Genomic DNA, 23337 nt, shown 5'->3' with positions numbered 1-23337 from the left:
CCCAGAGTCCCTCGGCTGGTGTACAAAACGGCGCTAATCGCTACCCTGCGCCTCCGGAACCGCTTCTCCCGGCGAGTAGTGACGGGAACCGCGGGAGTCGCCGTGAGCATGACCTCATATGGGCGCCGACTGGGAATCGTCGCTCATGCACTGGAATCCATTGCGGCCGGCTCGGTGCTTCCGTCCCGAATGATCCTTTGGATCGACGAGCCGGACTTCGACGTGTCCGCGTATCCCATGCTCCAACGTCTGGAACACCGCGGACTGGAAATCCTCCGTTGCGAGGACCTTGGGCCGCATAAGAAGTACTTCCCGTACTGCCGCGATTTCGCTGACCATGGCCTACTGCTCGCTCTGGCCGACGATGATGTGATGTACCCGCGCCGTTGGCTTGAAGGCCTCATTAGCGCCGCGGGACAGGACCAGATCCCGAGCTACCGGGCACACAGAATCGCCACCGATTCAACTACCGGAGGCATAGCGCCCTACAACACATGGCAACCCGCACCGGTGGACTCAGCCAGTCATGCGAACTTCATGACCGGGGTGGCAGGAACGCTCCTGCCACCACAATTTCAGAGGGTGTTGAGGGATTCCGGGACTTCCTTTCTTCAGCTGGCCCCCCGCGCGGACGATATCTGGCTGAATGCCTTGGCAATCCGCAACGGATTTCGACGACGGGTGCTTGACGCTACCGGGCAGCACCTCACCATATACCCCCGATCACAGGAGCAGGCCCTGCACAACGAGAACGTGAGCGAAGGCAAGAACGACACCCAATTGGCTGCAGTTTTCGGCGCTGTTGATGTCGCAGCCATTGCCACCGACATTGCCGACCGCCGATGAGTGAATCAAACTCAGGCGCATCCGCCAACCTCATGAAGACTCTTCTTGTCCACCCCTTCGGAAACGAGAATGTCCGGCAAACCCTCACCGCACTGAACGAGCACAGCCTCCTCTCTGCCTTTGTGACCTCGATCGGCTGGACCGCCCCGGAGGCAATGTCGTGGCTCCGACCTGCAAAGTCCTTGGTTGAGCGCCGGCTCTTCCCCATGATCGGGAGTCAGCACCTTCACGTCGCGCCCTCGAGGGAACTCATCCGCAACGTTCTTTTACGAGCGCAGCCCGCACCACTAAGGCGTCTCGGCGCAGCCTCGGGTCCGCTCTCGGCGCATTGGGTTGCTGATCAAGTGGAGACCAAGGCGATAAAAACGCTCAATAGGCTGAAGCGCCCGGCAGCGGTCTATGGGTACTCAACATTCGCTTCGCGAGTGTTCAGTGCTGCGCGGGAACGCGAAATGGAGACCATTTTGGAGGTTCCCCACGTTCATTGGGCAACCACCAAGTACTGGGCTGAACGGCTCGTTGACCAAGTCCCTGGCTGGGCTGTGACAGCACGGCAGGACCTTACCCAAAGCAAAGTCCATTCCTTGGAGACGAGTGAGATCGAGTTGGCGACGCGTCTGATTTCGCCGTCTGCCCAAGTCACGGAGAGCCTGCGCGCGGCAGGCGTGAACGGTCAGATTGTTGAGCTCCCCTACGGCTGTCCGGACGTCCTTCCCGGGCAGGCACCCCTGGCGTGGGACGGTGTAGGCCCACTTAAAGTGTTGTTTGTCGGACGCATTGTCGGCATGAAAGGAATAGCGGATGTGGTGACCGCAGCCAAAGCCCTGAAATCGTCCGCAAAATTCACTGCAATCGGCATCCTGCCCGGCGAGACGTTCCCCGCGCTCGAGGACATGCTCGGGGTAGTCGACTACCGCGGCACAATGCCCAGAAGCGACATTCTCCAGGAGATGCGGAAGCACCACGTGCTGCTGCTTCCCAGTTTGGTTGAGGGCCGCTCGCTCGCCGCATTGGAGGGACTGAGCCAAGGCCTGCCCGGGGTGGTCACACCCGGAAGCGGTGTGGACGACCTCGTGGGCCAAGGGGCAGGGGCGGTCGTTGATCGCTTTGCACCAGAGCAAATTGTGGCCGAACTACAACGGTTCATCGACGATCCTGGACTGGTGGAGGAACAAAGCGCCAAAGCGTTGGAGCTTGCCCGAGCATCGGGGTGGGGACCCTTCCGCGAGGGTATCGCCGATTTCGTGCAGGAGATCGGAAGTGCTGTCCATGGCCGGTAGTTTCGTTGATGGGCAACTGAAAGAACCGCTCAGAATTGCCTTAGTGGCCCACGTCTTTTATCCGAGTGTTGGCGGAGTTGAGATTACTGCGGACATCCTTGCTCGGGAATTCATGTCCCGGCACGGAGCCCACGTAGTTGTGGTCACCAATACGGCTGAACCGGACAAAAACAGAGAGTTTCCCTACCGCGTCTTCCGGCGTCCTTCACCTCTGCAGCTCTTGAAGGTGATCCGCGGGGCCGACGTCATTTTCCACAACAATCCAGCGATCTCTCTTTGGTGGCCCCTGGCCCTGATTCGGAAGCCGTGGATGGTGACACTCAGGATGTGGATCACCATGCCGGGCCAACGGCTCAACCGCTTCGAGCGAATCAAGTACGGCCTCAAGTACCGCATTATCGGCCGGGCAGATGTGATCGCCGCCAACAGCAAAGTCTTGGCGGATCACGTTGACCAAGCGGTTGAGGTTATTCCAAACAGCTACCGGGACAAGTTCTTCTCGGTTCTCGACAACGAAGTCCGCGATCCCCTCGGAGTGGTGTACCTCGGCCGCCTGAGCGAGGACAAGGGCGTGGACCTACTCATCGAGGCCGCAGCGAAGCTTGCCGGAGACATCGAGGGCTTCTCACTCACTGTTGTGGGGGATGGAACCGAACGCGAACGGCTTGAAAGGCTCGCCGACACCAGTGGCTTGGGTTCCGCCGTCAGATTCCTGGGATCCCGTGGACCTGAGGAGGCCAATCGCATTCTGAACCGCAACTCCATTGTTGTGATTCCCAGCCGGATGCCCGAGCCCTTCGGCACAGTGGCAATCGAGGCGGCAGCAGCCGGCTGCGTTGTGCTCTACGCCAACCACGGCGGGCTTCCCGATTCGGCTGGCGAACACGCTGTGGGCTTCACTCCACGCAATGCAGATTCCTTGCACGATCGTCTCCGTGAACTGCTCCTCAATCCGGAAGAAGTCGATGCCCGACGGGAAAATGCCCTGAAACATGCAGATCGACACAAGGAAAGCGTCATGGTGGACCGCTACTACGCAGCTATTTTACGAACCTTGAAGGAGGCCGGGCGTGACAAACGACCATAGTTCCCGTCTCCGAATCGTCCAAGTGGTAACGCTGGTCAGCCCGGACGGATCATACGGTGGACCCGTCCGTGTGGCGCAAAACCAGGCCCAGTCTCTCTCGGCACGTGGACACCAGGTCCAGGTGTTCGCGGGCGTGCAAGGCAAGGTCCACCCGCAGTACTTCGGTGCCGGCGTCACCACCCGTCTCTACAAAGCCCTGAGCCTGATTCCCGGCACCGGGTTTGCCGGGATGGCTTCTCCGGCAATGCTCCCTGCCCTCTGGCATACGCTCAAGGGTGCGGATGTTGTCCACCTGCACCTGGCCCGTGACTTGGTGATGCTCCCCGCAGCCCTGCTTTGCCTGCTAAGGGGTGTTCCCTTTGTGGTCCAAACGCACGGAATGATCGACGAAACGGATAGGAAACTCGGGAAGGTCCTCGACTGCCTGATAACCGTCCGAGCTCTCCGCGCCAGCAAACGTTGCTTTTGGCTGACACCCGAAGAACGGGATTCCCTCAGGGGCCTTCTCGGCGACCGAGACGGATCGCTCGATCGGCTCGTCAACGGTGTACCGGCGTCGGACATCATCGCGAAAGCCCCCGGAGCCGCCGTCGAATTTCTCTACCTGGCCCGTCTCCAGAAGCGGAAACGACCCTCCATTCTGATCGAAGCAGCGGCTCTCTTGGCCACGTCCAGGGACACCCCGATCAGCGTGGCTTTGGTGGGGCCGGATGAGGGAGAAGAGCACGCAGTTCGACGGCGCATTAAGGCACTGGGCTCGACGGCCCGGATTCGACTGGAGGGCGCACTAGAGCCCAGCCGCACTCTTGAACGGATGGGCAAGGCGTCCGTGTTCGTGTTGCCGTCGATTAATGAACCGTTCCCGATGAGCGTTTTGGAGGCAATGTCCGTTGGCCTCCCCGTAATTGTCACTGACAGCTGCGGGCTCGCCCCCTTCATCATGGATTCGGGAGCCGGGATTGTCTGCGATGCAACAGTCGGGGGCCTTGCCGCGGCATTGCGCCGCTACATGGAAGATCCGGGCCTATGGGAATCATCCTCGGCCGCCGCCCTCCAGCTCACCCGGAAAATGTTCTCCATGGGGAGCGTCGCAACGCAACTCGAGGCGGTTTACGGAGAAGTGAAGAGCCATCGGACAGTTCCGATAGCCACTGACGCCGCCCCCGGCGGCCACTGAGAACACGTTGAAATGAACACTGAGGTGGGCTGAATTGCTTGCATTCAGAGAAACCGGACCATGAAGGTCCGAGAAACAGGTGCAATGGAAGTGAAGCAGTTCTGGCGCAAGTCAAAGGCAGTGGCTGAAGTACCCAGCCATGGCGAAAAGCGCGTCGCGCTTCTGAATCTTGAACAGGGCTCCCCCTTGGTCATCCTTGGGACGGCGGTTGATATTTGGGACCTCCTGGACGGGACACGCACAGAGACCGAAATATTCAAAGAGTTGAACAGCGTCTTTTCCCCCGCTGACCGGACCGCCATGGAAGAACAGGTTCGGAGCTTTCTGGCCGAACTCGCCCGCAACGGCCTCGCCGGGACCAACAGCACAGCCGGGCGTCCGCAGCGAGATACGGAGACAGGCATTCCATAAGCCCCTCAGTGCAGCCGTTCCATCCGGAGACTAAAACTACAGTCTGGAACAGGTATGCGCCTGGCATGCATCGAGAGGACCACGCAATTGCTGCAGGACGAAGAACCTCGCGGAATGTCAGGTAATGACCTTCTTTCCGCAGTCCGATCACATTGGATCGGGATCCTACTCATTTCAGTAGTTTCGATCGGAGGCTCATTGGGCTGGTATGCCCTCCAGCCGAAGGTCTATGCCGCTGAATCGAGTGGCATCGTGGTAGCGACGGGAGCGGAAAACCTTGGGCTGTCCTTGGCGGGCGATAATCTGGCCAAATCCAAAGCCAAGAGCTATCAGTCAGTGGGCGAGTCCACAAAGGTTGCGGAAAGCGTTGTCGAGAAATTGGGGCTGAAGGCATCCGCGCAGGACATTGCACGAACCATCACGGTAAGCGTCCCACTTGACTCGGTTGAGATCCGGATCAGCGCCAGGTCCTCAGATCCCCAAACGGCCCAGAATGTGGCTGATGCGTGGGTTGAAAGGTTAGCAGCCCAAGTTTATGAGCTGGACAAGGGGAATGCGAGCCCCGGATCCGAGCCTGTTACCAAAATCGTCCCCTTGGCAAAGGCCAGCCTGCCCTCTGCCCCCGTTTCACCACTGTTAAGCGCTACCTTGGGAATCGGGCTTGCAGCCGGTTTGCTGATCGGATTGGCCTACGCACTTGCCCGTAACCACCTGGATCGAAGAATCCGTGCAGCGTCTGAAATTGAACGGCTGTTTGGCCTGGCCGTAGTGGGCACCTTGCCGACGGACAAACGGCTCAACGAAAAGTCGCGGGTGCTGGAAGAAGCTACTGGAATGCAACGCGTGCCTGGCGGACACGCCATGGCCGAAGCCCTCAGGGAACTTCGCACCAACTTGACCTTCATTGATGTGGACAATCCTCCCCGCATCCTCCTCATCACCAGTTCCCTCCCCTCCGAAGGCAAGAGCACTGTGACCAGTAATCTGGCCGCGACTATTGCCGCCGCCGGCATGGACGTCATCGTCGTCGACGCCGATCTCCGCAGACCCACCGTTCATAAGGTGTTCGGTGTGGTGCCGGACGCCGGCGTGACTGATGTGCTCACAGGCCGCGCATCCATTGATGACGTCCTTCAAGTGTGGGGCCCCAACGGTCGCCTCAGCATCCTGACGGCGGGTCGGATCCCGCCGAATCCCTCCGAACTCCTTGGATCGCGAGCTATGGGACAGCTCCTTAAGGCCCTGTCGCAAAGAGCCATCGTCCTTATTGACGCACCACCACTTTTGCCTGTGACGGACGCTGCTGTCCTTTCACGCTTTGCCGATGGCACACTGGTTGTCGCGAGGGCCCACAAGACGACGCGGGACACCCTGTTCCGGGCTCTCAGCAACCTCACCCGAGTGCAGGGGCGGGTGCTGGGCATCGTGCTGAACTGCGTGGCTACGAAGGGACAAGCCGGTCACAACTACGGCTACTACGGTGCCTACGGAAGCGCTGCTGAGTCTTCAGATCCGGCACCGCCCGGAAGAAACCGCCAACCGGATCAAGCCAAGGCTGCACCGTCACGGGCAGTTGCCAGAGTCGAGGCCCTGTCGACGAATCCGCGTCCCGTGCGTGCTGTGGACGTCAATCGTGAATCGGACGCGTGGCTGGAGGAGACCGTGCAGCGCCCATCCCCGGATTCCGGGCAGGACGATCCTGCTACCCAGGCCTTACTCGGCTCGGCAAGTAGCTGGCGTCCTCCCAACACCGGGAAAGGGCGGCGTTCGGCACCGTCCGACTAGAAGCCCCGGCTTTCCCGACGCGCAAGCATCATGTGAGCCAGAGGCATAAAGCGTGGACCTTGGCTAGCCGCCAGGTCCACGCCCTTTTAAGGACAGTGGGTGAACGCGGGGAGGAACACCCGCCCCGTGTGGAATTGGTCCCTCGAAACCCCCTGAAGATACGACGACGGCACTTGGCGCGCCGGCGACAGTACTTGCGCAAGTGAGAGACTTCGGACGACCCAAAGGGTCTAATCGACCGGCCCCCGGGAACCCTGAATTGGGCCAAGCCTGAATAGGTGACTGCGGTGTACCCCGACATGACGTGCGTCGTCGAGTTGAAGTCAGATCTTGCCCGGGGTTTTGCGTTCATCCAGAAGGGTCCCCGCGGTCACAGCTACCCTCCAGCTCTTACCGGCGTATTTCAGATTCGCGAGAGGTGCTTAGGAGTCATCTAGTCGGACTGCTTCCGTCGAATTTGCGCCATTGAATTCCGTGAAAAATATCCGGACCTCGCGGCAGGAAGGTCACTTGGCCTCTATTGCACAGCGGCGCCCAAAGGTTTGCCATTGGCAAGAATCCAGTTACCCGTAATCGCTCCTTGCGGCGTAGCCGGTGTCAGGATTCCCTTGACACGCAGCCCGTTATATCCGTCGGAATGTGTAATCGAGATGTTGTTCTCAATCGAGCCATTCGCGAAATCGACCCCAAGGGCATAGGCCTGTTGACCGAGCCCGCCGCCCTGAGACCCTGCGGTTCTCGAAGTTATGGAGAGATTGTTGTACCTGGACCGTCCTTTCAATTGGACGCCCGCGTAGCTTTCGGGTGTCGGTTTCGGGGCGGAGGCTTGACCTTTCCAGATGGCGTCGTTGGCATAGTTGTCGGGAATGGCCCCCCACCCTTCCGGATTCGACGCCGCACTGGTGTCAGCCAGCATGTTGTTCGCGAACGCAGCGAGCTGCCCATTGACACTCTCGCCGCCGTCGATTAAGAAGCCTTCAGCCCCACAGTTCTGCGCTTCAGCCGATGAAAATTCGCAGACACCATTCACTATTTTGTAGCCGGCCGCCGCTCGACGCACCTTCGCACCACCCCCACCGACTTGCCACCGCTCAAGCACCTGGCCGCACCAGAAGGCTTTCGTATTAGTGAACTTCGTCGACCCGCTCTGCTGCAGAAACCCGTGGTATTCGGAATTCGCCACGGTGACGTCGCTAAGGGACGTGTCGTGGCCAGCGATGAAACCGTTTCCTCCGGCCTGCATGGAGACGATCTTGCGGAAATGTATCTCACCACCAATCTTGTTGGTCATCACGGCGCTGCCGTAGGGGTTCAACACGAAGATGTTTTCAAAGTTGGAGTAGGTGTCGCCATACATCGGGACAGAGGGGTTGGTGTAGTCAGGGACCATGAGTATCCCGTGCGAGTTGAACTGCCAGTTGTCAGGATTCGCGGGATGCTTACCAGTCAGGAGGGCTCCAACGCCCGTGTAACTCAAACCATCCGTGAAACTCTGGCCCCAACGGTTTCCGTTGATCCTCAAATCACGGACATCGTGAAGATTGCTCCCGGGTTTGTTGACGAAGACGGAACAGTTCGCACTGTCTATTAACATGAAAGTGGTCTTGTTCCACCCCAGGCCCCAGATTGCCACCTCGCTCAGCATTACGATGGGCTTTTTTACGCCATAACCGATGAGCTGATTTGCGTTGCCCTCAAACACGGCAATGCCGCCGCCGAGGTCCGCGATCTGCTGGAGAAACGCGTTGATCTCATCAGACTGGTCAGTCGCCGCTGTCCCTTGAGCGCCGACCGCTTGGACATTCGGCAGGCCCTGCTTGCCGGCACTGTATTTCCGCCCGTCCGGATCGGTAATGGCTGGCATGGTCGCCTTCGGCAGGATTCCAAAATCCGATGCGTAGTAGACGCGTCTGGCGCTCTTCGTCACAGCTGTTGCCGCTGCAGCTGGCGCCACCCCGGTGAAAGCTGCCCCTGCCGCCAAAGCAAGCCCTCCACTGGCGATGAGTGCTCGCCGCCGACTCATTGATTCCATCAATTTCTCCTTGCCAGGCATAGCGCGAACAGACGGAAACCTTCCCCGGTTGGGGTGCTGTGATCCGCGCCGCTCGGAGTGCACGCCTTCAATCTTGTTAGTGGTTTGGAGCGGCTGATCATGATGCGGTCATTTGCCGCTTGACCCCAGTGCCTATCGCGTTGTGAGTGACGGCGCAACGTGTCGGTATGAAACAACCCATACTTTGCTCCAATAAGGATGACTTGGTGACTAACGCAAAACAGTCCATATGTACTAGGACGGGCACGCTTAGGGCCGAAGGCCGCTGTAGCCCAAACAGCAGTCGAAGTGTCCATGTCCTAGGAACACAACTGTCGAAGGATGTGGCGTCCCTCCCAAAAGTGACATGACACTGAAGATGAAGAGCCTGATTGAAGGTCTCGACCTTGATGAATAGTTCCTAGTGATGTTGGTGGCTGGTGGGGCGGTAGTAGGCGGTGAGGGAGCATTTGTAGGCGCGTTGATGTGTCAGATTCCGGCGATGACGGCAAGGAGCAGGGTGGCCACTCGGGCGTAGACACCGGGAAGGGTTCTTCCGGCGTGATTTTCTATTCCGCGTTGGTCTTCGCGTTCTCCAACGTTTGGGCTGGCCAGGCCCCAGAAGACGGACGACCTGCATGCCTTTGAGGGGGTGCTGATCGGGTCCAGCCGGAAGCCTCAGAAGAGCCACGAATGCCAAGCGCAATAGCCGTAGCCCGCATGCCCGGAGATGTCGGAGCGTTTGACGGTTTTCCGGGAGGTGACGCTCGGCACGAGAGTGGAAGCGACCAGACGCAGGACCTCATGCCACGACGGGGTGTCCCGGGCCAGTGCGGCGTTCGAGCTGCGATCAGGGGTCCGGCGGCCCGGCAGCGTTTGTTGGTGCCGGATTGGTGCGGGATGTCTGGAAACATTCCGGACAGGTGGGCCCGGGAATGCCGAACCCACGTGGTCTCGGATGAGCAGCCGAGCAGATGCATTCATACGGCAAAGCACTGCAACTTGGCGTCTCTCAGCGCGGGTTCCGCCCGGCTGGCGGTCCCTTACTCATCTAGTAGGCGCCGCCCTTTCCAGTAACTGCACCGAAGGTTCGGAGCAGATAGTTCATGTCTTGAACCATGGACCAGTTCTCCACGTAATACAGGTCCAGGCGAATCGAGTCATCCCAGGAGAGATCGCTGCGTCCGCTGACCTGCCAGGGACCAGTGAGACCAGGCTTTACCAAGAGACGCCGATGCGCGAAATCGTCGTAGGCCTCCACTTCCGCCGGCAAAGGAGGGCGAGGACCCACTAGGCTCATGTCACCTCGGAGCACGTTGAAGAGTTGCGGAAGTTCATCCAATGAGTATCTGCGTATGAACCGGCCCACACGGGTGACCCTTGGATCCTCCTTCATCTTAAAGAGGACACCATTGCCGTCGTTCGATCCTTTGAGTTTGGACAATTGCTGCTCGGCATCGACCACCATGGACCGGAATTTCAACATGTTGAACACTTCGCCCGAACGACCGATGCGCTGTTGCCGGAAAATCACTTCCCCGCGGCTGTCCAGCTTGACCATGAAAGCAACAACGCACATTGGCACAGCCAACAAGATGAGCAACGCCAGGGACGCGCAAACATCGAATGTACGCTTGGCCAGGGCCTTCGGCCCCTCCATCTTGGGGGTGGTGACGTGGACCAAGGGCAGACCCGCCAATGGCTGCACATGAACACGGGGACCGGCAACGTCAGTAAGGGCCGGTGCCATGAACATGCCAACGTCACGGGCAGTCAGGGCCCAGCCCAGCTGCCGCAGTGTTGGGGGATCTACGTCGGCGCCGTTGGAGATGGCTACTGTGTCCGCATTCGCGGACTCCACCGCCGCCAAGATCCCGTCGAGGTCCCGCCCGTTCCCGATGACGGGGAGGTCCGGACCGTTCGACGATAGGCCAGTGACGTCCGGAGTCGTCAGGTACGCAGCGACTGGCTGATATCCGGCCGCAGGATGGGATCCTAGTTGGCGGGCCAGGTGGGCAACACTCTGGGCCGCTCCAATGACGAGGACCCGGCGTACATGAAGGCCTTGCCTCCGCCTGCGGATCAGGTCCTTGCGCAAGATCCAGCGCCCGAACAACAGGCTTGCGATGCCCAGGGGTAGGGCCACAGCCACGTAGCCTCTGGCGGTATCCAACTGGAATACGTAAGAGAATATGGCCATTGCCCCGAACAACCACAGCGAGGACGTAGTGACCCGCCTGTACTCCTCCGCTCCGTATCCCTGGATTCGGGGTTCCCGGGTTCCTGAGACTCCCAGGCTCACCCACCACAGGACATCAATGACCAAGCTGACGAGCGGGTATGGAGTCTGCACGGACCCTATGCCCAATGAAGGGCGCTCCAGTCCGAATCGCAGGAGCTCTGCAATCGCCACTGCCCATGTGATACAGAGAAAGTCGACAAGCATGAGCCTGACTGGACCGTCGTGCGCTCTGACCGTCCGTTCTTTGCATGCTTCCGGTTGTTCATTCGGGTCTTGAGCAGCAATATTTACCAGCTTCAACCGCAGAGTCTCCCTAGGCTAGGTTTAATATTCCAATGGAGTTCTGGAACCGGCACGAAAAATTGACCATGATGGCCCTCTCGCCAATTGGTTCTTCTTCCGTGACATGAGGCGCAGTTACGCCAGTAAAATAATTATGAAAGACTTCTCGACTTGGCATTCACTAACTACCCCACAAGTACTATGTGTTGAATTACTCGGACCGGCTTTCGGGATGTCAACAACCATCATCACTACTGAGTATTAGCGGCCGCCGCCACTGATGCGTGTGGCCTTGAAAGCTAATTTGGCTAAGTGTCAGTTCAAGAATCTTTAGCCGTCAGCACAGAAGCGAGCCCCACGGGAGCGGTTACTTCCGTGACCGCCGTTGACTTTGTTCACAGAAATCCGATCCTGGCCAGTGCGGTGGCCTGGGAGTGGAGGAAACAAGGGTCATCCATAGCGCTCGGAGAGATCCACACATCGTGGTCCTCATTCATCCTGCAGGATCCCCTGGAAGCCGCTAGCTGGATAGCACTGGACGCTTTTTCCGATGACCTGGTCCCCCTTCCACTTAAGGTTCGCATCATTTCAGCATCCGGCCGTAACTGCATCGTTTTAGGGAAGCTCAGAGCCGCTCAACGCTATGCCCTGTCAGCGGAAGGTGCCGTGGCCATCCTTGACAAGGAAGCTACGGCTGCCGAGATTCCGTGTCAGATAACGGATGTGGTCCGAGGGGTTGCCCGATCCCTTCCCCGCCGTACGAGCATTGGCACGGCAATCACCGACAGGGAGATTCAAATACTTGAGCTCTACGCGCGTCGGCAGGCACTTACGGCATCGACGTTGGCCAAGACCCTCGGGATCCGCGACGACACTGTCCGAGGCCATCTGGCCCGTGGCCGAAGGAAGCTGGCAGCAGCCGGGTTACGGTGCAGCACACGTGTCGAACTCGCCAATGCCCTTCAGGAAATCGGATATAGCCACACCGACGACCAATGGTCTGCCGTTGGCCGCTGGTAGCCCCTTCACGCCTGGGAACACTGAGGTCACCGGACCTTTAACACTGAGCTTTTCCGCGACGAATATCCGAACGGAAATCCAGCATTAGATTTGAGAGCCCGAGCCAATCAGTACGGAGCTTCCCATTGAACGTCGACAAGTCTTCAACAGCCATGCCTCAGCAACGGACCGACCCCCCGAAACGCAGCAAGCGGACTGGGAGGCATGTGCTCTTGGGGGCCACCATCCTGGTCCTTCTTGCCACGATAACTGCCGCCAGTTTCTTGTTTGGCCTCGCTAATACTTTTGATACAAAGAGCCAGAAGATTGAGAGTGCCTTTCCGGACGAATCAACCCGTCCTTCCACGACGGTTCTCCCCGACGGAACAAGTCCCATCAACGTCTTGGTGGTGGGCAGCGACAGCCGGGACGCAACTCCAGAACAGGCGGAGTCCGGACAGGCCTCCAACCAGCGCTCGGACACAATGATGCTGGTGCACATCCCCGCGGACAGAAAAAAGGTGTATGTCGTATCCGTGATGCGGGACCTCTGGGTGCCGATTCCTGGCCATGGAAGTGCCAAGATCAACGCCGCCCTCGCGCTCGGCGGCGTTCCACTCATGGTCCAAACAGTTGAGGGGTTTCTGGACCAGCGGATTGACCATGTTGTCTTCATCGACTTCGATGGCTTCAAAGGCCTTACGGACGCAGTTGGAGGAGTAGACGTTGACGTTCCGGTCGCCTTTACGCCGTCGTGGTCGGGCGGGTCCAACATCAGTTTCGCCGAGGGGCCCATGCACATGAACGGCGAGACGGCCTTTTGGTTCGTCCATGAACGATACGCATTTGCTGACGGGGATTTCCAACGAACAAGAAACCAGCAGCTCTATTTTAGGGCCCTTTTCACGAAGATCGTGAGTCGCGACATATTGTCACATCCTCTTGCCGTCAATACCATGATCAGTGACTTTTCGCCGTATCTCACGGTGGACTCCGGCCTGAATTCGAGTGCCCTAGCGGGCCTCGGCATCGAGCTTCGAGATATCCGGTCCGATGACCAAGTGTCGTTCACCTTACCTACGAACGGCACTGGTTGGTCAACGGACGGGCAGTCCATTGTTCTCCCGGACCCGGATGCCGTTAGTGCATTGTCGCGCGCCATGGCGGAAGGAACAATGTCCCGGTACGTCTCCGATCACTCGGCGGCCATCAAGTAAGCAGAATGACGGCATCGTTCAGAGGGTCAACGAAAAGCCTCCTGGCGTGCAGCAGCTGCACACCAGGAGGCTTTTGTGATTCCCCGCTCCCACGCGGCGGGCAAAACGAAGCCCCCGGACCGGGACGGCCAGCCATCAGAGGCGGGCACGGACCAGGCCGGGGGCCGTCGTGTCGGATTCTAGTCCGAATCCGTCAAGGTCACGTTGACCACTGACACCGTGGTGTTGCCGTTGTAGGTGACCGTGGTGGTCAACGTCGCGTAGGAGGGGCGCTCCCCGCTGCTGAGGTTCTGCGTGCTGATCGCGAACATGGCCTTGCCATCTGCACCGGTAACCGTGGTTGCGACCGGATGGGGGCTGTTCTCGGGACCACCGTTGTCGGGGGCCGGGAAAACGTAGACACCCAAGACGTCACCGTCTCGGTTTGTGCCGGACGCCGTTACCGTTACTGTCGCGCCGACAATGGGGTTGCCGTTCGCGTCCTTGACGGTAATCGGGAAGTCGTACGCTCTCTGCGAGAGGTTGGTGTCGTGGCTCCCGTAGTGATGATCACCCTTCCAGTGGCTGACATCCGGCCCCAAATCCGGCGTCACGACCACCGGATCGGGTGAAACTGCGTGCGCAGGAGTTGCAACAGCTGCTGCAATCAAGGGAACGCTCCACGCCGTGCCGATTACTACCTTTCGACGGTCAATCGTCGAATTCTTGAATTTGCCTTTGTCTAAGGCCATCGTTTGCTCCTTCAAGTCGGCGCGGTGGCAGACTTAGGTAAATCTTTGATCGAGTATTGGTGCACACGGAATCTAACAGCCATTCCATTTGGCGTACAACACTTAGTTAATCGCGCAACCACCACTGAGATACGCAATCCCGGATGCTATGGACTTTCTAAGAATCCACCAGAATGCCGTGTGACTTGAGTTCTTCCACCACGCTCCGCAAATGCGCTGCGTATCCGTGCGGCAGCCCCACATGTGGAGCGATCCGTTCTGCAATAGCATTGATGTCACAAGGAACTGCCAGAGCGTTCCAGACCACGGGCCCAATACCGGTCACATGAACAATCCCATGCTCAGTCATTGCTACCAGTTCAGTCCCCTGACCGGTTGGGGCCGGGATCTCGACAGCATCGATGAGCGTCCCGCGTCTAAAAAATCCGGAGTGAGCAGTCCCGCCAGGGGCGGTCTCCGTCCGCTCCACCAGGGCTGCCGACCACGTTTTGGCCATGGGGGCCCGCTCCATGAGTTGAGGCAATATTCCTGCCAAATCCTTCGCCTCACGGTAAGACACTCGAACGGCGCCACCGGTCCGATCCAGGATTGAACACAGGCGTTGAAGCGGCTGCTCGACGGCACCCAGGAAAGATGCCTGGGGGGCCAATTCAATGATGGCTTCAGCGTGGCCCAGGGGTGTGATCAGCGGGAGTTCCGAGTCGCAATTCCGGTCGAGCAGCGCAACGGATGCCAACGTGGGCGCGTCTGGCGCCACCATTAATCCCAATTCGTCTGGTCCGACTTGGCGCTTAGGGGCCGGATGGCCCTGAGTAATGACTGATAGCGGTTTCGGGTACGGCACGATCGCGTTCGAACCATCAAGAGCCACGGTCTCGTCAGTAACGTACCCCAGATCTACCCCCAGTCGTCTGGTGGCCGTTGTCTTTCCCATGCCCGAACGGCCAACGAGGGCGGTTGTGCGGCCCGTCCTTGGGTCACACAACCCGGCAGCATGCAACATGAGGAGATCGCCCTTGCTCACGGCAACCCCGGCCAAGGTGATGGTGGTTGTCAGCGTCGCCGCGAAATCCCTGAAGGTTTGACCGGCGACGAACGACGTGCCTCCCATCGACGACACCCTCGCCCGGAATGGAATCAATTCCGAATGGTCAAAAGCTGCAGCCCAGTGCAATCGATGAGATATCGGCGGGCTTCCCGCGTGATCAAGGCACCGGGACCAAGCACGCTGCAACTCCAATAGAAGATCGTTTGTTACTCCCGAATCCATGACCACCGAGATCCGGGTACCTAAAACACGGAGTTGGAGCTCTTTGCTTCCCGCGTCCTTCATGTTTTCTTCTACCACCGTGACCTCCTGGGCAGTTACGTGACTTGGCTGGCTTTACAAACCCAACACCAAAGCACTCCAGATCATGCGTCGCTAGTAGTACAAACTGATGCGGTCCTCGCTCGACAACGAAAATTGCCCTGAATATGAGGAGATCAATTCAATGTGTTCTGACAGGCGGCGTGGCCAAAGTAACGCCAGGTCAGATCCCTCCCCGAACTACCCCACCAAATTCTCGGCCGCACCATCCATGTGCGCGATGATCGTCTCCCGCGCTTTCGCAGCATTCCCGGTTTCAATGGCAGCAACAATGTCATGATGCCGTCCGACGCTCATGTTTCGGGTTGCGCGTTCCAGTCCTGCGAACATGATGGACATCCGGATGGAGCCCTCCAGGGATTCCCACGAATGCAGCAGGGTTTCGTTTCCGGACAGGCGGCACAGGGTGCGGTGGAACTCCAGGTCGGATTCGATCCGCTCCTCCAAGGAGGACTTCGAGGCCTTTTCCATGGTGTCGACGGCGGCACGCAGCTCTGCGAGTGCGGCTTCCTTATCCGGCATGTCGCTGAGTGTCCGGGCCGCCAATGATTCCAGGACGCCGCGTACGGAGAAGATGTCCCGGATTTCCTTGACGTCCAGGTGCCGCACGGACATACGACCACGCGCGCCGGCGGAGATGAGGCCCTCCTGCTCCAGCTGACGGAGTGCTTCGCGGAGGGTGCCGCGGCTGATTTGCAGCATCTCGGAAAGCTCGGTTTCCACCAAGTGCCGCCCCGGCTCGAGTTCACCACTGGTGATCGCGGTCCGCAGTGCTGCGAGTGCCTGTTCGCGCAGGCTCTTTTTCTCGAGTCCCAGCAGGGATGCGGTGGCGGCCATGGTGTGTCCTCAGGTTCTATGGGCGACTGCTAACAGTCCGGTGTTAACTGTCGATACTACGGGCAGGAGTGCGGGACAGGCAGTCATGTCCGTCCCGCAAACCCAAAGAAACTCAGTCGAGTTCCGCCAGCACCTTGGCCACAATCCGGTCCACGGACAGCCCGTACCGTTCATGCAGCGTCGGCAGCGCACCGGCGTCGAGGAATTGATCCGGTAGCGCGATGGGAACCACCCGTTTGCCCAGACCGGCAGTCACGACGGCGGAGGCAACAGTTTCGAACAGACCGCCAACAATGGTGTGGTTCTCCAGCGTCACGGCAAGACGATCCGTGTTCAGCTCCGCCAGCACCGTGGCCGAGTCGAAGGGCTTGATGGTGGGCGTGTGCACCACGGCCACGTCCACGTTGTGCTTCGCCAGGGCATCCGCCGCCTGCAGCGCACGCATGGTCATCAGGCCGGAGGATACGAAGACGACGTCGTTTCCGCCACGCAGGACCTTGGCTTTGCCGAGTTCAAACTTATAGTCGTACTCGTCAAGGACAGTGGGCACGTTGCCGCGCAACAAGCGCAGGTACGTGGGTCCGTCCGAGGCTGCAAGCTGGGGAACGGCCTGCTCGATGTCCACGGAGTCGCAGGGGTCCACGATGGTCAGGTTGGGCATGCCGCGGAAGATCGCCATGTCCTCGGTGGCCTGGTGGCTGGGTCCGTAGCCCGTGGTCAGCCCGGGGAGCCCGCCGATGATGTTGACGTTGAGGTTCGGCTCGGCGATATCCAGGCACAGGAAGTCGTACGCACGCCGGGCCGCGAACACCGAGTAGGTGGAGGCGAACGGGATCAGCCCGGTTTCGGCCATGCCTGCAGCGGCGCCGAAGAGGAGCTGCTCGGCCATGCCCATCTGGAAGAAGCGCTCCGGGAACGCCTTGGCGAAGATGTGCATGTCCGTGTACTTGCCAAGGTCCGCGGTCAAGCCAACAATCCGCGAGTCGGCCTCGGCGGCTTTGACCAGCGCATGCCCAAAGGGGGCGGAGGTGGTCTTCTGGCCCGGATCGGCGAAGGACGCGATCATGGCGGAGGTCTTCAGCTTCGGTTTCGTGGTCACTGTGCTCATGCTGATGCCGTCCCTTCGTATCCTGCGGTCAGCTGTTCGCGGCAGATCTGCCACTCGTGTTCTTCGATGCGCATGAAGTGCGCCTTTTCGCGGGTTTCCAGCAGCGGCACGCCGCGGCCCACCTTGGTGTCGCAGAGAATCACCGAAGGCTGCCCCGAAGCAGAGGTTCCCGCAACCGCCCTGCGGGCGGCGATGTTGTCGAACGCTGCCAGCAGCGCACCGACGTCGTTGCCGTCCACGCGCTGCGTGTACCAACCGAACGATTCCCACTTCTCGGTGACGGGCTCGGTGCGGAGCACGGTGTCCGTGGCGCCGTCGGCCTGGAGGGCGTTGATGTCCACCATGGCCGTCAGGTTTCCCAGCTGGTGGTGATGCGCACCCATGGCGGCCTCCCACGTGGAGCCTTCATCGAGTTCACCGTCGGAGAGGAAGTTGATCACGCGGGACGCGGAGCCCTGCAAGCGCAGTCCCAAGGCCATTCCGACGGCGACGGTCAGGCCGTGACCCAGCGAACCGCCGGAGATTTCCATGCCCGGGGTGTACGTGGACATGCCTGACATGGGCAGGCGTGAATCGTCGGAACCGTATGTTTCGAGCTCGGCCACCGGAACAATTCCGGCTTCAGCCAAGGCCGCGTAGTGCCCGATTGCGTAGTGCCCGGTTGAGAGCAGGAAGCGGTCGCGGCCCTCCCAATGCGGGTCTTCAGCATGGTAGCTGAGCTGGTCGGCGTAGACGGAGGCGAACATATCGGCTGCACCAAGGGCCTGGCCAACGTAACCCTGGCCTTGGACCTCGCCCATGGTCAGGGCGTAGTGGCGGATGCGATGGGCAGCGGCGCGGATGCGGTCAACGCGCTCTGGCGTGGGAGCGGCCACGGGGGCCGCTGCAACTGATGAGAGAGTCACTGGTTTCCTTCCGGAGCCGGGCGCGCACCGATGGGGAGAACGCGCCCGACGTCGAGGGGTGCTTTAGGCGTTTACCGTCTGGGGAGTTTTGCTGGCGGCTTCTTCGGCGAGAGCACGCTCACGCTTGCCCCAGGTTTCCCGGGTGATGAGCGCCGACCACAGGCCGATGGCTGCGTAGATGCTGAACAGGGCGGCGGGGCCGATCCATCCGAAGCTGACGAACAAGAGGGTGGTGATGAAGGGGGTGAACCCTGAAACCATGGCCGAAATCTGGTAGGCGAGGGAGGCGCCCGATGAGCGGGTCTTGGCCTGGAACAGTTCCGGGAACCAGGCACCCTGGGCGCCGGCCAGTGAGTTCTGGCAGACAGCGTAAGCCACCACGATGGTTGCGATGATCAGGAGGAAGACACCGGTGTTGACCAGCATGAACATCGGGATACCGAACACCACTGCGAATGCCGTGGACCAGATGTAGACAGGACGTCGACCAACGCGGTCGGTCAGTTTGCCCCAATAGTAGGTAGCGAAGATACCGATGCCGGCAGCGACGCAGAGGGCAACCAGTGTTTCGGTTTTGTCCGCCAGTTTGTTGGTGTGCAGGTAGGAAATCATGTACGTCACGGACACGGCGTAGCCGGCAGTCTCAGCGATACGCAGGCCGATGCCCCGGACGATGTTGCGCCAGTCGGTCTTGATGACCTCGACAATAGGCGACTTCACGATGTCGCCCTTGGACTTTACTTCCTCGAACACCGGCGACTCGGGAACTTTGGAGCGGATGATCAGGCCAACGGCCACAAGGACGATGCTGGCGAGGAACGGGACACGCCACGCCCATTCGCTGCCGAGGCCCACGCTGCTGAGGAAGACGAGGTTTGCGAGCAGGAGGCCCACCGGGAAACCGGCCTGCACGATGCCTGTGAACTGACCCTTCTTCCGCCATGGTGCGTGCTCGTAGCTCATCAGGATGGCGCCGCCCCATTCAGCTCCGAACGCCAGGCCCTGAATGATGCGGACAAGAACAAGGAGTGCGGGAGCCAGGAGTCCCACTTGGGAGTACGTGGGCAGCAGGCCGATGGCGAAGGTTGCCAGGCCCATGAGAATCAGCGAGGCAACGAGGACCGGCTTGCGGCCGAGCTTGTCGCCGAGGTGGCCACCGATGATGCCGCCCAGCGGACGGGCAGCGAAGCCGACGCCGAGGGTCGCGAAGGAGGCCAGGGTGCCAGTCACCGGGTCGGCGCCCGGGAAGAACGCTGTACCGAAGTACAGCGCAGCGGCGGTGCCGAAACCGATGAAGTCGTAGGTTTCGATGACTGCGCCAACGCCTGAGCCGACGGCGACGCGCTTAGCTTCCTTGGTTCCATGAACCGGACCACGCATGGTCAGAGCTTCATTGCTCATAAGTGTCTTTCCCTTTCAAAAGTGCGGTGCGTCTTCGGCAACCCCACTGTCGACAGTCAACATAATACGTCAACTGTGACCGACGACACCAGCAATGTCAACAGTCAACTTTGAAGGTTGACTGTTGACAGTCAACGCAGCTAACGTGGTGTCCATCACTAAGGTCCCTCTCTGGCGAGGGCCCCAACTTGAGGATCAACGACGATGTTTCATCAACGACTGGGCTGCTCGTCCATCAGCTTCCGCCACCAGGATCTGCCGGCCGCCCTGCACACCATGCGCGGTCTCGGCTTCGAGGAAATAGACCTCGGTGCACTCCCGGGCGTCTGCGACCATGTGCCCTACGTTCTGGACGCCGAGGCCGTGGAGGCGGTCGCCGCCGTCGTCAATAACTCGGGCCTGCGCATCCGCTCGGTCAACGGTGACGTCGGGGACCTGAACGCAACGCTCGACGCCGGTGCCCAGGAAGCGCGCGAACGGCACCTTGAAATGCTGCTCGCTTTGGCCTCCAAGACGGGCGCGAAGGCGCTGGTCCTGCCTTGCGGGGCTATCGACCACGAGCCGCTGCGGAGCCTGGAAGACGACATCGACGCCGTAGCAGCTCAACTGATCCATGCTTCCAAGCGCGCGGCCGAGTTCGGCGTCGAGCTGTGGACCGAATCCCTGCACTACTACCGGCTGTGCTGGAACACGGAACGCGCGCAGCTGCTCGCCGACCGCCTGGCCGGGTCCGACGTCGGAATCGTCATGGACTTCAGCCACATCGTCGCCTCAGGCGGTGGCCCCGTGGATTTCGTGGACCGTTTCGCCGGCCGCATCAAGCACGTACACCTGCGGGACGCCGTGGCCGCCACCGAAAACGAGCCGGGGAATATCAACCTCAGCATCGGCAACGGACAGGCCGACTTCGCCGCCGGCCTGGCAGCACTCAGGGACAAGGGCTACACCGGCCATTTCTCCCTGGAACTCGAAACCCGGGACGTCACCCACGACGAACGCCCTGCCGCCGCAGCCAAAGCGGCCAGCTACATCTCAGACCTCATCTAACACCCACCATTCAAGGAGCACCATGACTACCATCCAGCGCACCGCCGTCCTCACCGGAGCTACCTCCGATCGCGGCATCGGCCTGACCACCGCCCGCCGCTACGCCAACCAGGGCTGGGGCATCGTCATCCTGGACCTCGACGGCGAGAAGTCCGCCAAGGTTGCCGCAGAGATCGCCAACGAATTCAACGTCCCGGCCTTCGGCTACGAAATCGACGTCGCCAACGAAGCGTCCGTCACCGCAGCCCAGGCCGCCGTCGCCGCAGAAGTTGCCGCCGGAAACCTCCCGCCCGTGGGTGCCCTGGCCAACATCGCCGGCATCACCTCACCCGTTCCCTTCCTCGAAACCACGCTTGAGCTGTGGCACAAGGTCATGGACGTCAACGCCACTGGCACCTACCTCGTCAGCAAGGCGTTCCTGCCGGACATGATCGCCAACGGCTGGGGCCGCATCGTCAACATGTCTTCGGTCTCCGCGCAGCGCGGCGGCGGCGTGTTCGGCAAGGTTCCCTACTCCGCAGCCAAGGCCGCCATCCTCGGCTTCACCAAGGCACTTGCCCGCGAAATCGGCGAAACCGGCGTGACCGTCAATGCCATCACCCCCGGCGCCGTGGACACCAACATCCGCGTCGGCAGCACCGAAGAGCAGGAAGCCGCCATCAACGCCGGCATCCCCTTGGGCCGCAATGCCACCACGGAGGAAGTAGCCGCCGTGATCACGTTCCTCTCCTCCGAGGACTCCGCGTACCTCACCGGCACCACCATCGACATCAACGGCGGCAGCCACATCCACTAAGTCCCTCCCCCAGTCCGAAATCCAGAACCAGGACCCACCATGACCAGAATCTTCAACGATCCCGCCGACTTCGCTGACGAAGCCCTCGCCGGTTTCTGTGACGCCCACTCGGACCTCGTCCGCCAGGTGGAAGGCGGCGCAGTCCGCCGCAACCGCCCGGCAACTCCGAAAGTTGCCGTCATCACAGGCGGCGGCTCCGGGCACTACCCGGCCTTCGCAGGCATCATCGGACCGGGCTTCGCTGACGGTGCCGTGGTGGGCAACATCTTCACCTCACCCTCAGCCCAGCAGGCCTACTCCGTGGCCAAGGCCGCAAACTCCGGAGCCGGCGTGGTCTTCACCTACGGCAACTACGCCGGGGATGTCATGAACTTCGGCATGGCCAGTGAGCGACTGAATGCCGAGGGGATCGCCACTCAAAACGTGCTGGTCACGGACGATATCGCCAGCGCCTCCCTCGAGGAGATCGAGAAGCGCCGCGGTATCGCCGGTGACTTCGTGGTCTTCAAAGTCATGGGAGCTGCTGCAGAAGCCGGGCTGGACCTCGACTCCGTGGTTCGTCTGGGGCGTAAGGCGAATGAGTTGACGCGGACCATTGGCACGGCCTTCAGCGGTTGCACGTTCCCCGGTGCCGAGCAGCCGTTGTTCCGCCTTCCCGAGGGACAGATGGGCCTGGGCCTGGGTATCCATGGCGAGCCTGGACTGTTCGATACCGAGCTGCCGTCCGCCGTCGAACTTGGCCGGGAACTGGTGCGGCGCGTGCTGGCTGAGACGCCTTCGGCTCCCACGTCCGGCAGGCTCGCCGTGATCCTCAACGGCCTTGGGTCCACCAAACACGAAGAACTCTTTGTCCTCTGGCGGACCGTGGCTCCCCTGCTGCGCGAGGCGGGCTACACGCTGGTCATGCCGGAGGTGGGCGAATTGGTCACCAGCCTGGACATGGCGGGCGCTTCGCTGACACTCACGTGGCTGGACGACGAGCTTGAGCAGTACTGGACCGCTCCGGCGCTGACGCCGGCGTATCGTCGGGGTGCTGTTGGCTTTGAAGTCGCCACCGCGGGCGCGGATGAAGCTGAGTTGGATGCCACGGCCGCTGCCGACTACTCCTCCACAGAGGCCTCCCGCGACTACGCCCGGCAATGCCTGAAGGCGTTGGACACCACCGCAGCCTTGTTGCGGGTCTCCGAGGCGATGCTGGGCGACATGGACGCAATCGCGGGCGACGGTGACCATGGCCGTGGCATGGTCCGAGGATCTGCCGCAGCCCTTCATGCTGCCGCCGCCGCCTCCGATCGCGGAGCGGGAGCCGGTTCGCTGTTGGCCGCTGCCGGCGATGCGTGGGCAGACAAGGCCGGCGGAACGTCGGGCGTCCTGTGGGGTGCAGGGCTGCGCGCCTTTGGCGAGCGGTTGGGTGACACAGAGACCCCGACGCCGGCCGTCCTCGCTGAGTCGGTTCGCGCCTTCGCGGATCGCATCGCGAACCTTGGCAAGGCCGAGATCGGCGACAAAACCATGATGGATGCGCTCCTCCCGTTCGCGTCCTCACTCGAAGACCGCGTGGCTGCCGGTACACAGGCGGAGCAAGCGTGGGCCGCTGCCGCAGCAGACGCTACCGGCGCCGCCGCCTCCACTGCCGGACTTCGTCCGCTGAAGGGCCGTGCCCGGCCACTGGCCGAAAAGAGCATCGGCACGCCGGATCCAGGGGCGACGTCGCTCGCCATGGTGTTCGCCGCCGTCGGGCCCCATTTCACCGCCATTCCCGTCCCCGCCGCAGCAACAAACTAG

Annotated in this window: 19 protein-coding genes and 1 pseudogene; 11 read left to right on the top strand and 9 right to left on the bottom strand. The window is 60.7% G+C overall.

The window, feature by feature from the left end; all coding sequences use genetic code 11:
* Positions 1–102: 102 nt before the first annotated feature.
* The 6 genes from ACFRJ9_RS09220 (at position 103) to ACFRJ9_RS09195 (ending at position 6586) form a co-directional block, all read left to right on the top strand.
* A complete protein-coding gene (locus ACFRJ9_RS09220; protein WP_377666652.1) occupies positions 103–846 on the top strand; it encodes a hypothetical protein in 744 nt (247 codons plus the stop codon).
* Positions 843–2126 (top strand): glycosyltransferase family 4 protein, encoded by a 1284-nt coding sequence (locus ACFRJ9_RS09215; RefSeq protein ID WP_377666650.1) that lies wholly within the window; start codon positions 843–845, stop codon positions 2124–2126. The genes ACFRJ9_RS09220 and ACFRJ9_RS09215 overlap by 4 nt, the downstream gene beginning before the upstream one ends.
* 43 nt (positions 2127–2169) lie before the next feature.
* Complete coding sequence (locus tag ACFRJ9_RS09210) at positions 2170–3213, top strand: glycosyltransferase family 4 protein (protein WP_377666648.1); 1044 nt, start codon at positions 2170–2172, stop codon at positions 3211–3213.
* Positions 3197–4390 (top strand): glycosyltransferase, encoded by a 1194-nt coding sequence (locus ACFRJ9_RS09205; protein WP_377666646.1) that lies wholly within the window; start codon positions 3197–3199, stop codon positions 4388–4390. The genes ACFRJ9_RS09210 and ACFRJ9_RS09205 overlap by 17 nt, the downstream gene beginning before the upstream one ends.
* Before the next feature lie 84 nt (positions 4391–4474).
* On the top strand, positions 4475–4801 hold the full coding sequence (locus ACFRJ9_RS09200; RefSeq protein ID WP_377666644.1) for a PqqD family protein: 327 nt from the start codon (positions 4475–4477) through the stop codon (positions 4799–4801).
* Between the two features lie 54 nt (positions 4802–4855).
* On the top strand, positions 4856–6586 hold the full coding sequence (locus ACFRJ9_RS09195) for a polysaccharide biosynthesis tyrosine autokinase (protein WP_377666642.1): 1731 nt from the start codon (positions 4856–4858) through the stop codon (positions 6584–6586).
* A 517-nt stretch (positions 6587–7103) separates the two neighbouring features.
* Here ACFRJ9_RS09195 and ACFRJ9_RS09190 read toward each other — a convergent pair.
* The 3 genes and pseudogenes from ACFRJ9_RS09190 to ACFRJ9_RS09180 form a co-directional block, all read right to left on the bottom strand.
* Entirely contained in the window at positions 7104–8618 is a 1515-nt protein-coding gene (locus ACFRJ9_RS09190; protein WP_377666640.1) for a hypothetical protein, read from the bottom strand.
* A 489-nt stretch (positions 8619–9107) separates the two neighbouring features.
* Positions 9108–9640: pseudogene (locus ACFRJ9_RS09185) on the bottom strand (IS982 family transposase); the annotation flags it as partial.
* Between the two features lie 29 nt (positions 9641–9669).
* On the bottom strand, positions 9670–11064 hold the full coding sequence (locus ACFRJ9_RS09180; RefSeq protein WP_377666638.1) for a sugar transferase: 1395 nt from the start codon (positions 11062–11064) through the stop codon (positions 9670–9672).
* 390 nt (positions 11065–11454) lie between these two features.
* Between ACFRJ9_RS09180 and ACFRJ9_RS09175 the strand changes: the two genes are divergently transcribed.
* Both ACFRJ9_RS09175 and ACFRJ9_RS09170 read left to right on the top strand, forming a co-directional pair.
* Positions 11455–12162 (top strand): hypothetical protein, encoded by a 708-nt coding sequence (locus ACFRJ9_RS09175; RefSeq protein ID WP_377666636.1) that lies wholly within the window; start codon positions 11455–11457, stop codon positions 12160–12162.
* 206 nt (positions 12163–12368) lie between these two features.
* Positions 12369–13358, top strand: coding sequence for an LCP family protein (locus ACFRJ9_RS09170; RefSeq protein ID WP_377666634.1), 990 nt, complete (start codon positions 12369–12371; stop codon positions 13356–13358).
* A gap of 179 nt (positions 13359–13537) precedes the next feature.
* Here the strand turns inward: ACFRJ9_RS09170 and ACFRJ9_RS09165 are convergent, their stop codons facing one another.
* The 6 genes from ACFRJ9_RS09165 to ACFRJ9_RS09140 form a co-directional block, all read right to left on the bottom strand.
* Positions 13538–14089 (bottom strand): transcriptional initiation protein Tat, encoded by a 552-nt coding sequence (locus ACFRJ9_RS09165; protein WP_377666633.1) that lies wholly within the window; start codon positions 14087–14089, stop codon positions 13538–13540.
* A gap of 157 nt (positions 14090–14246) precedes the next feature.
* Positions 14247–15437: a hypothetical protein gene (locus ACFRJ9_RS09160; protein WP_377666631.1), complete on the bottom strand. Its 1191-nt coding sequence runs from the start codon at positions 15435–15437 to the stop codon at positions 14247–14249.
* Between the two features lie 201 nt (positions 15438–15638).
* Entirely contained in the window at positions 15639–16295 is a 657-nt protein-coding gene (locus tag ACFRJ9_RS09155; RefSeq protein ID WP_377666629.1) for a GntR family transcriptional regulator, read from the bottom strand.
* Positions 16296–16407: 112 nt separating this feature from the next.
* Positions 16408–17403, bottom strand: a complete 996-nt coding sequence (locus ACFRJ9_RS09150) for a transketolase family protein (protein WP_377666627.1) — start codon at positions 17401–17403, stop codon at positions 16408–16410.
* A complete protein-coding gene (locus ACFRJ9_RS09145) occupies positions 17400–18308 on the bottom strand; it encodes a transketolase (RefSeq protein WP_377666626.1) in 909 nt (302 codons plus the stop codon). Before ACFRJ9_RS09145 ends, ACFRJ9_RS09150 begins: the two co-directional genes overlap by 4 nt.
* A gap of 63 nt (positions 18309–18371) precedes the next feature.
* Entirely contained in the window at positions 18372–19709 is a 1338-nt protein-coding gene (locus ACFRJ9_RS09140) for an MFS transporter (protein WP_377666624.1), read from the bottom strand.
* Positions 19710–19913: 204 nt separating this feature from the next.
* On the opposite strand from ACFRJ9_RS09140, the gene ACFRJ9_RS09135 reads away from it, so the two are divergent.
* The 3 genes from ACFRJ9_RS09135 to ACFRJ9_RS09125 are packed head-to-tail and all read left to right on the top strand — an operon-like array spanning position 19914 to position 23337.
* The gene (locus tag ACFRJ9_RS09135) at positions 19914–20756 is read left to right on the top strand and encodes a sugar phosphate isomerase/epimerase family protein (RefSeq protein ID WP_377666622.1); all 843 of its coding nucleotides are present in this window, start codon (positions 19914–19916) and stop codon (positions 20754–20756) included.
* Between the two features lie 22 nt (positions 20757–20778).
* Positions 20779–21552: an SDR family NAD(P)-dependent oxidoreductase gene (locus ACFRJ9_RS09130; RefSeq protein WP_377666620.1), complete on the top strand. Its 774-nt coding sequence runs from the start codon at positions 20779–20781 to the stop codon at positions 21550–21552.
* A gap of 39 nt (positions 21553–21591) precedes the next feature.
* Entirely contained in the window at positions 21592–23337 is a 1746-nt protein-coding gene (locus tag ACFRJ9_RS09125) for a dihydroxyacetone kinase family protein (RefSeq protein WP_377666618.1), read from the top strand.

This window comes from Paenarthrobacter sp. NPDC056912, from assembly GCF_042786555.1.
Taxonomy (GTDB): Bacteria; Actinomycetota; Actinomycetes; order Actinomycetales; family Micrococcaceae; genus Arthrobacter.
Note: the sequence above shows the minus strand (reverse complement) of the source record. Positions and strands in the feature narration are given on the sequence as shown.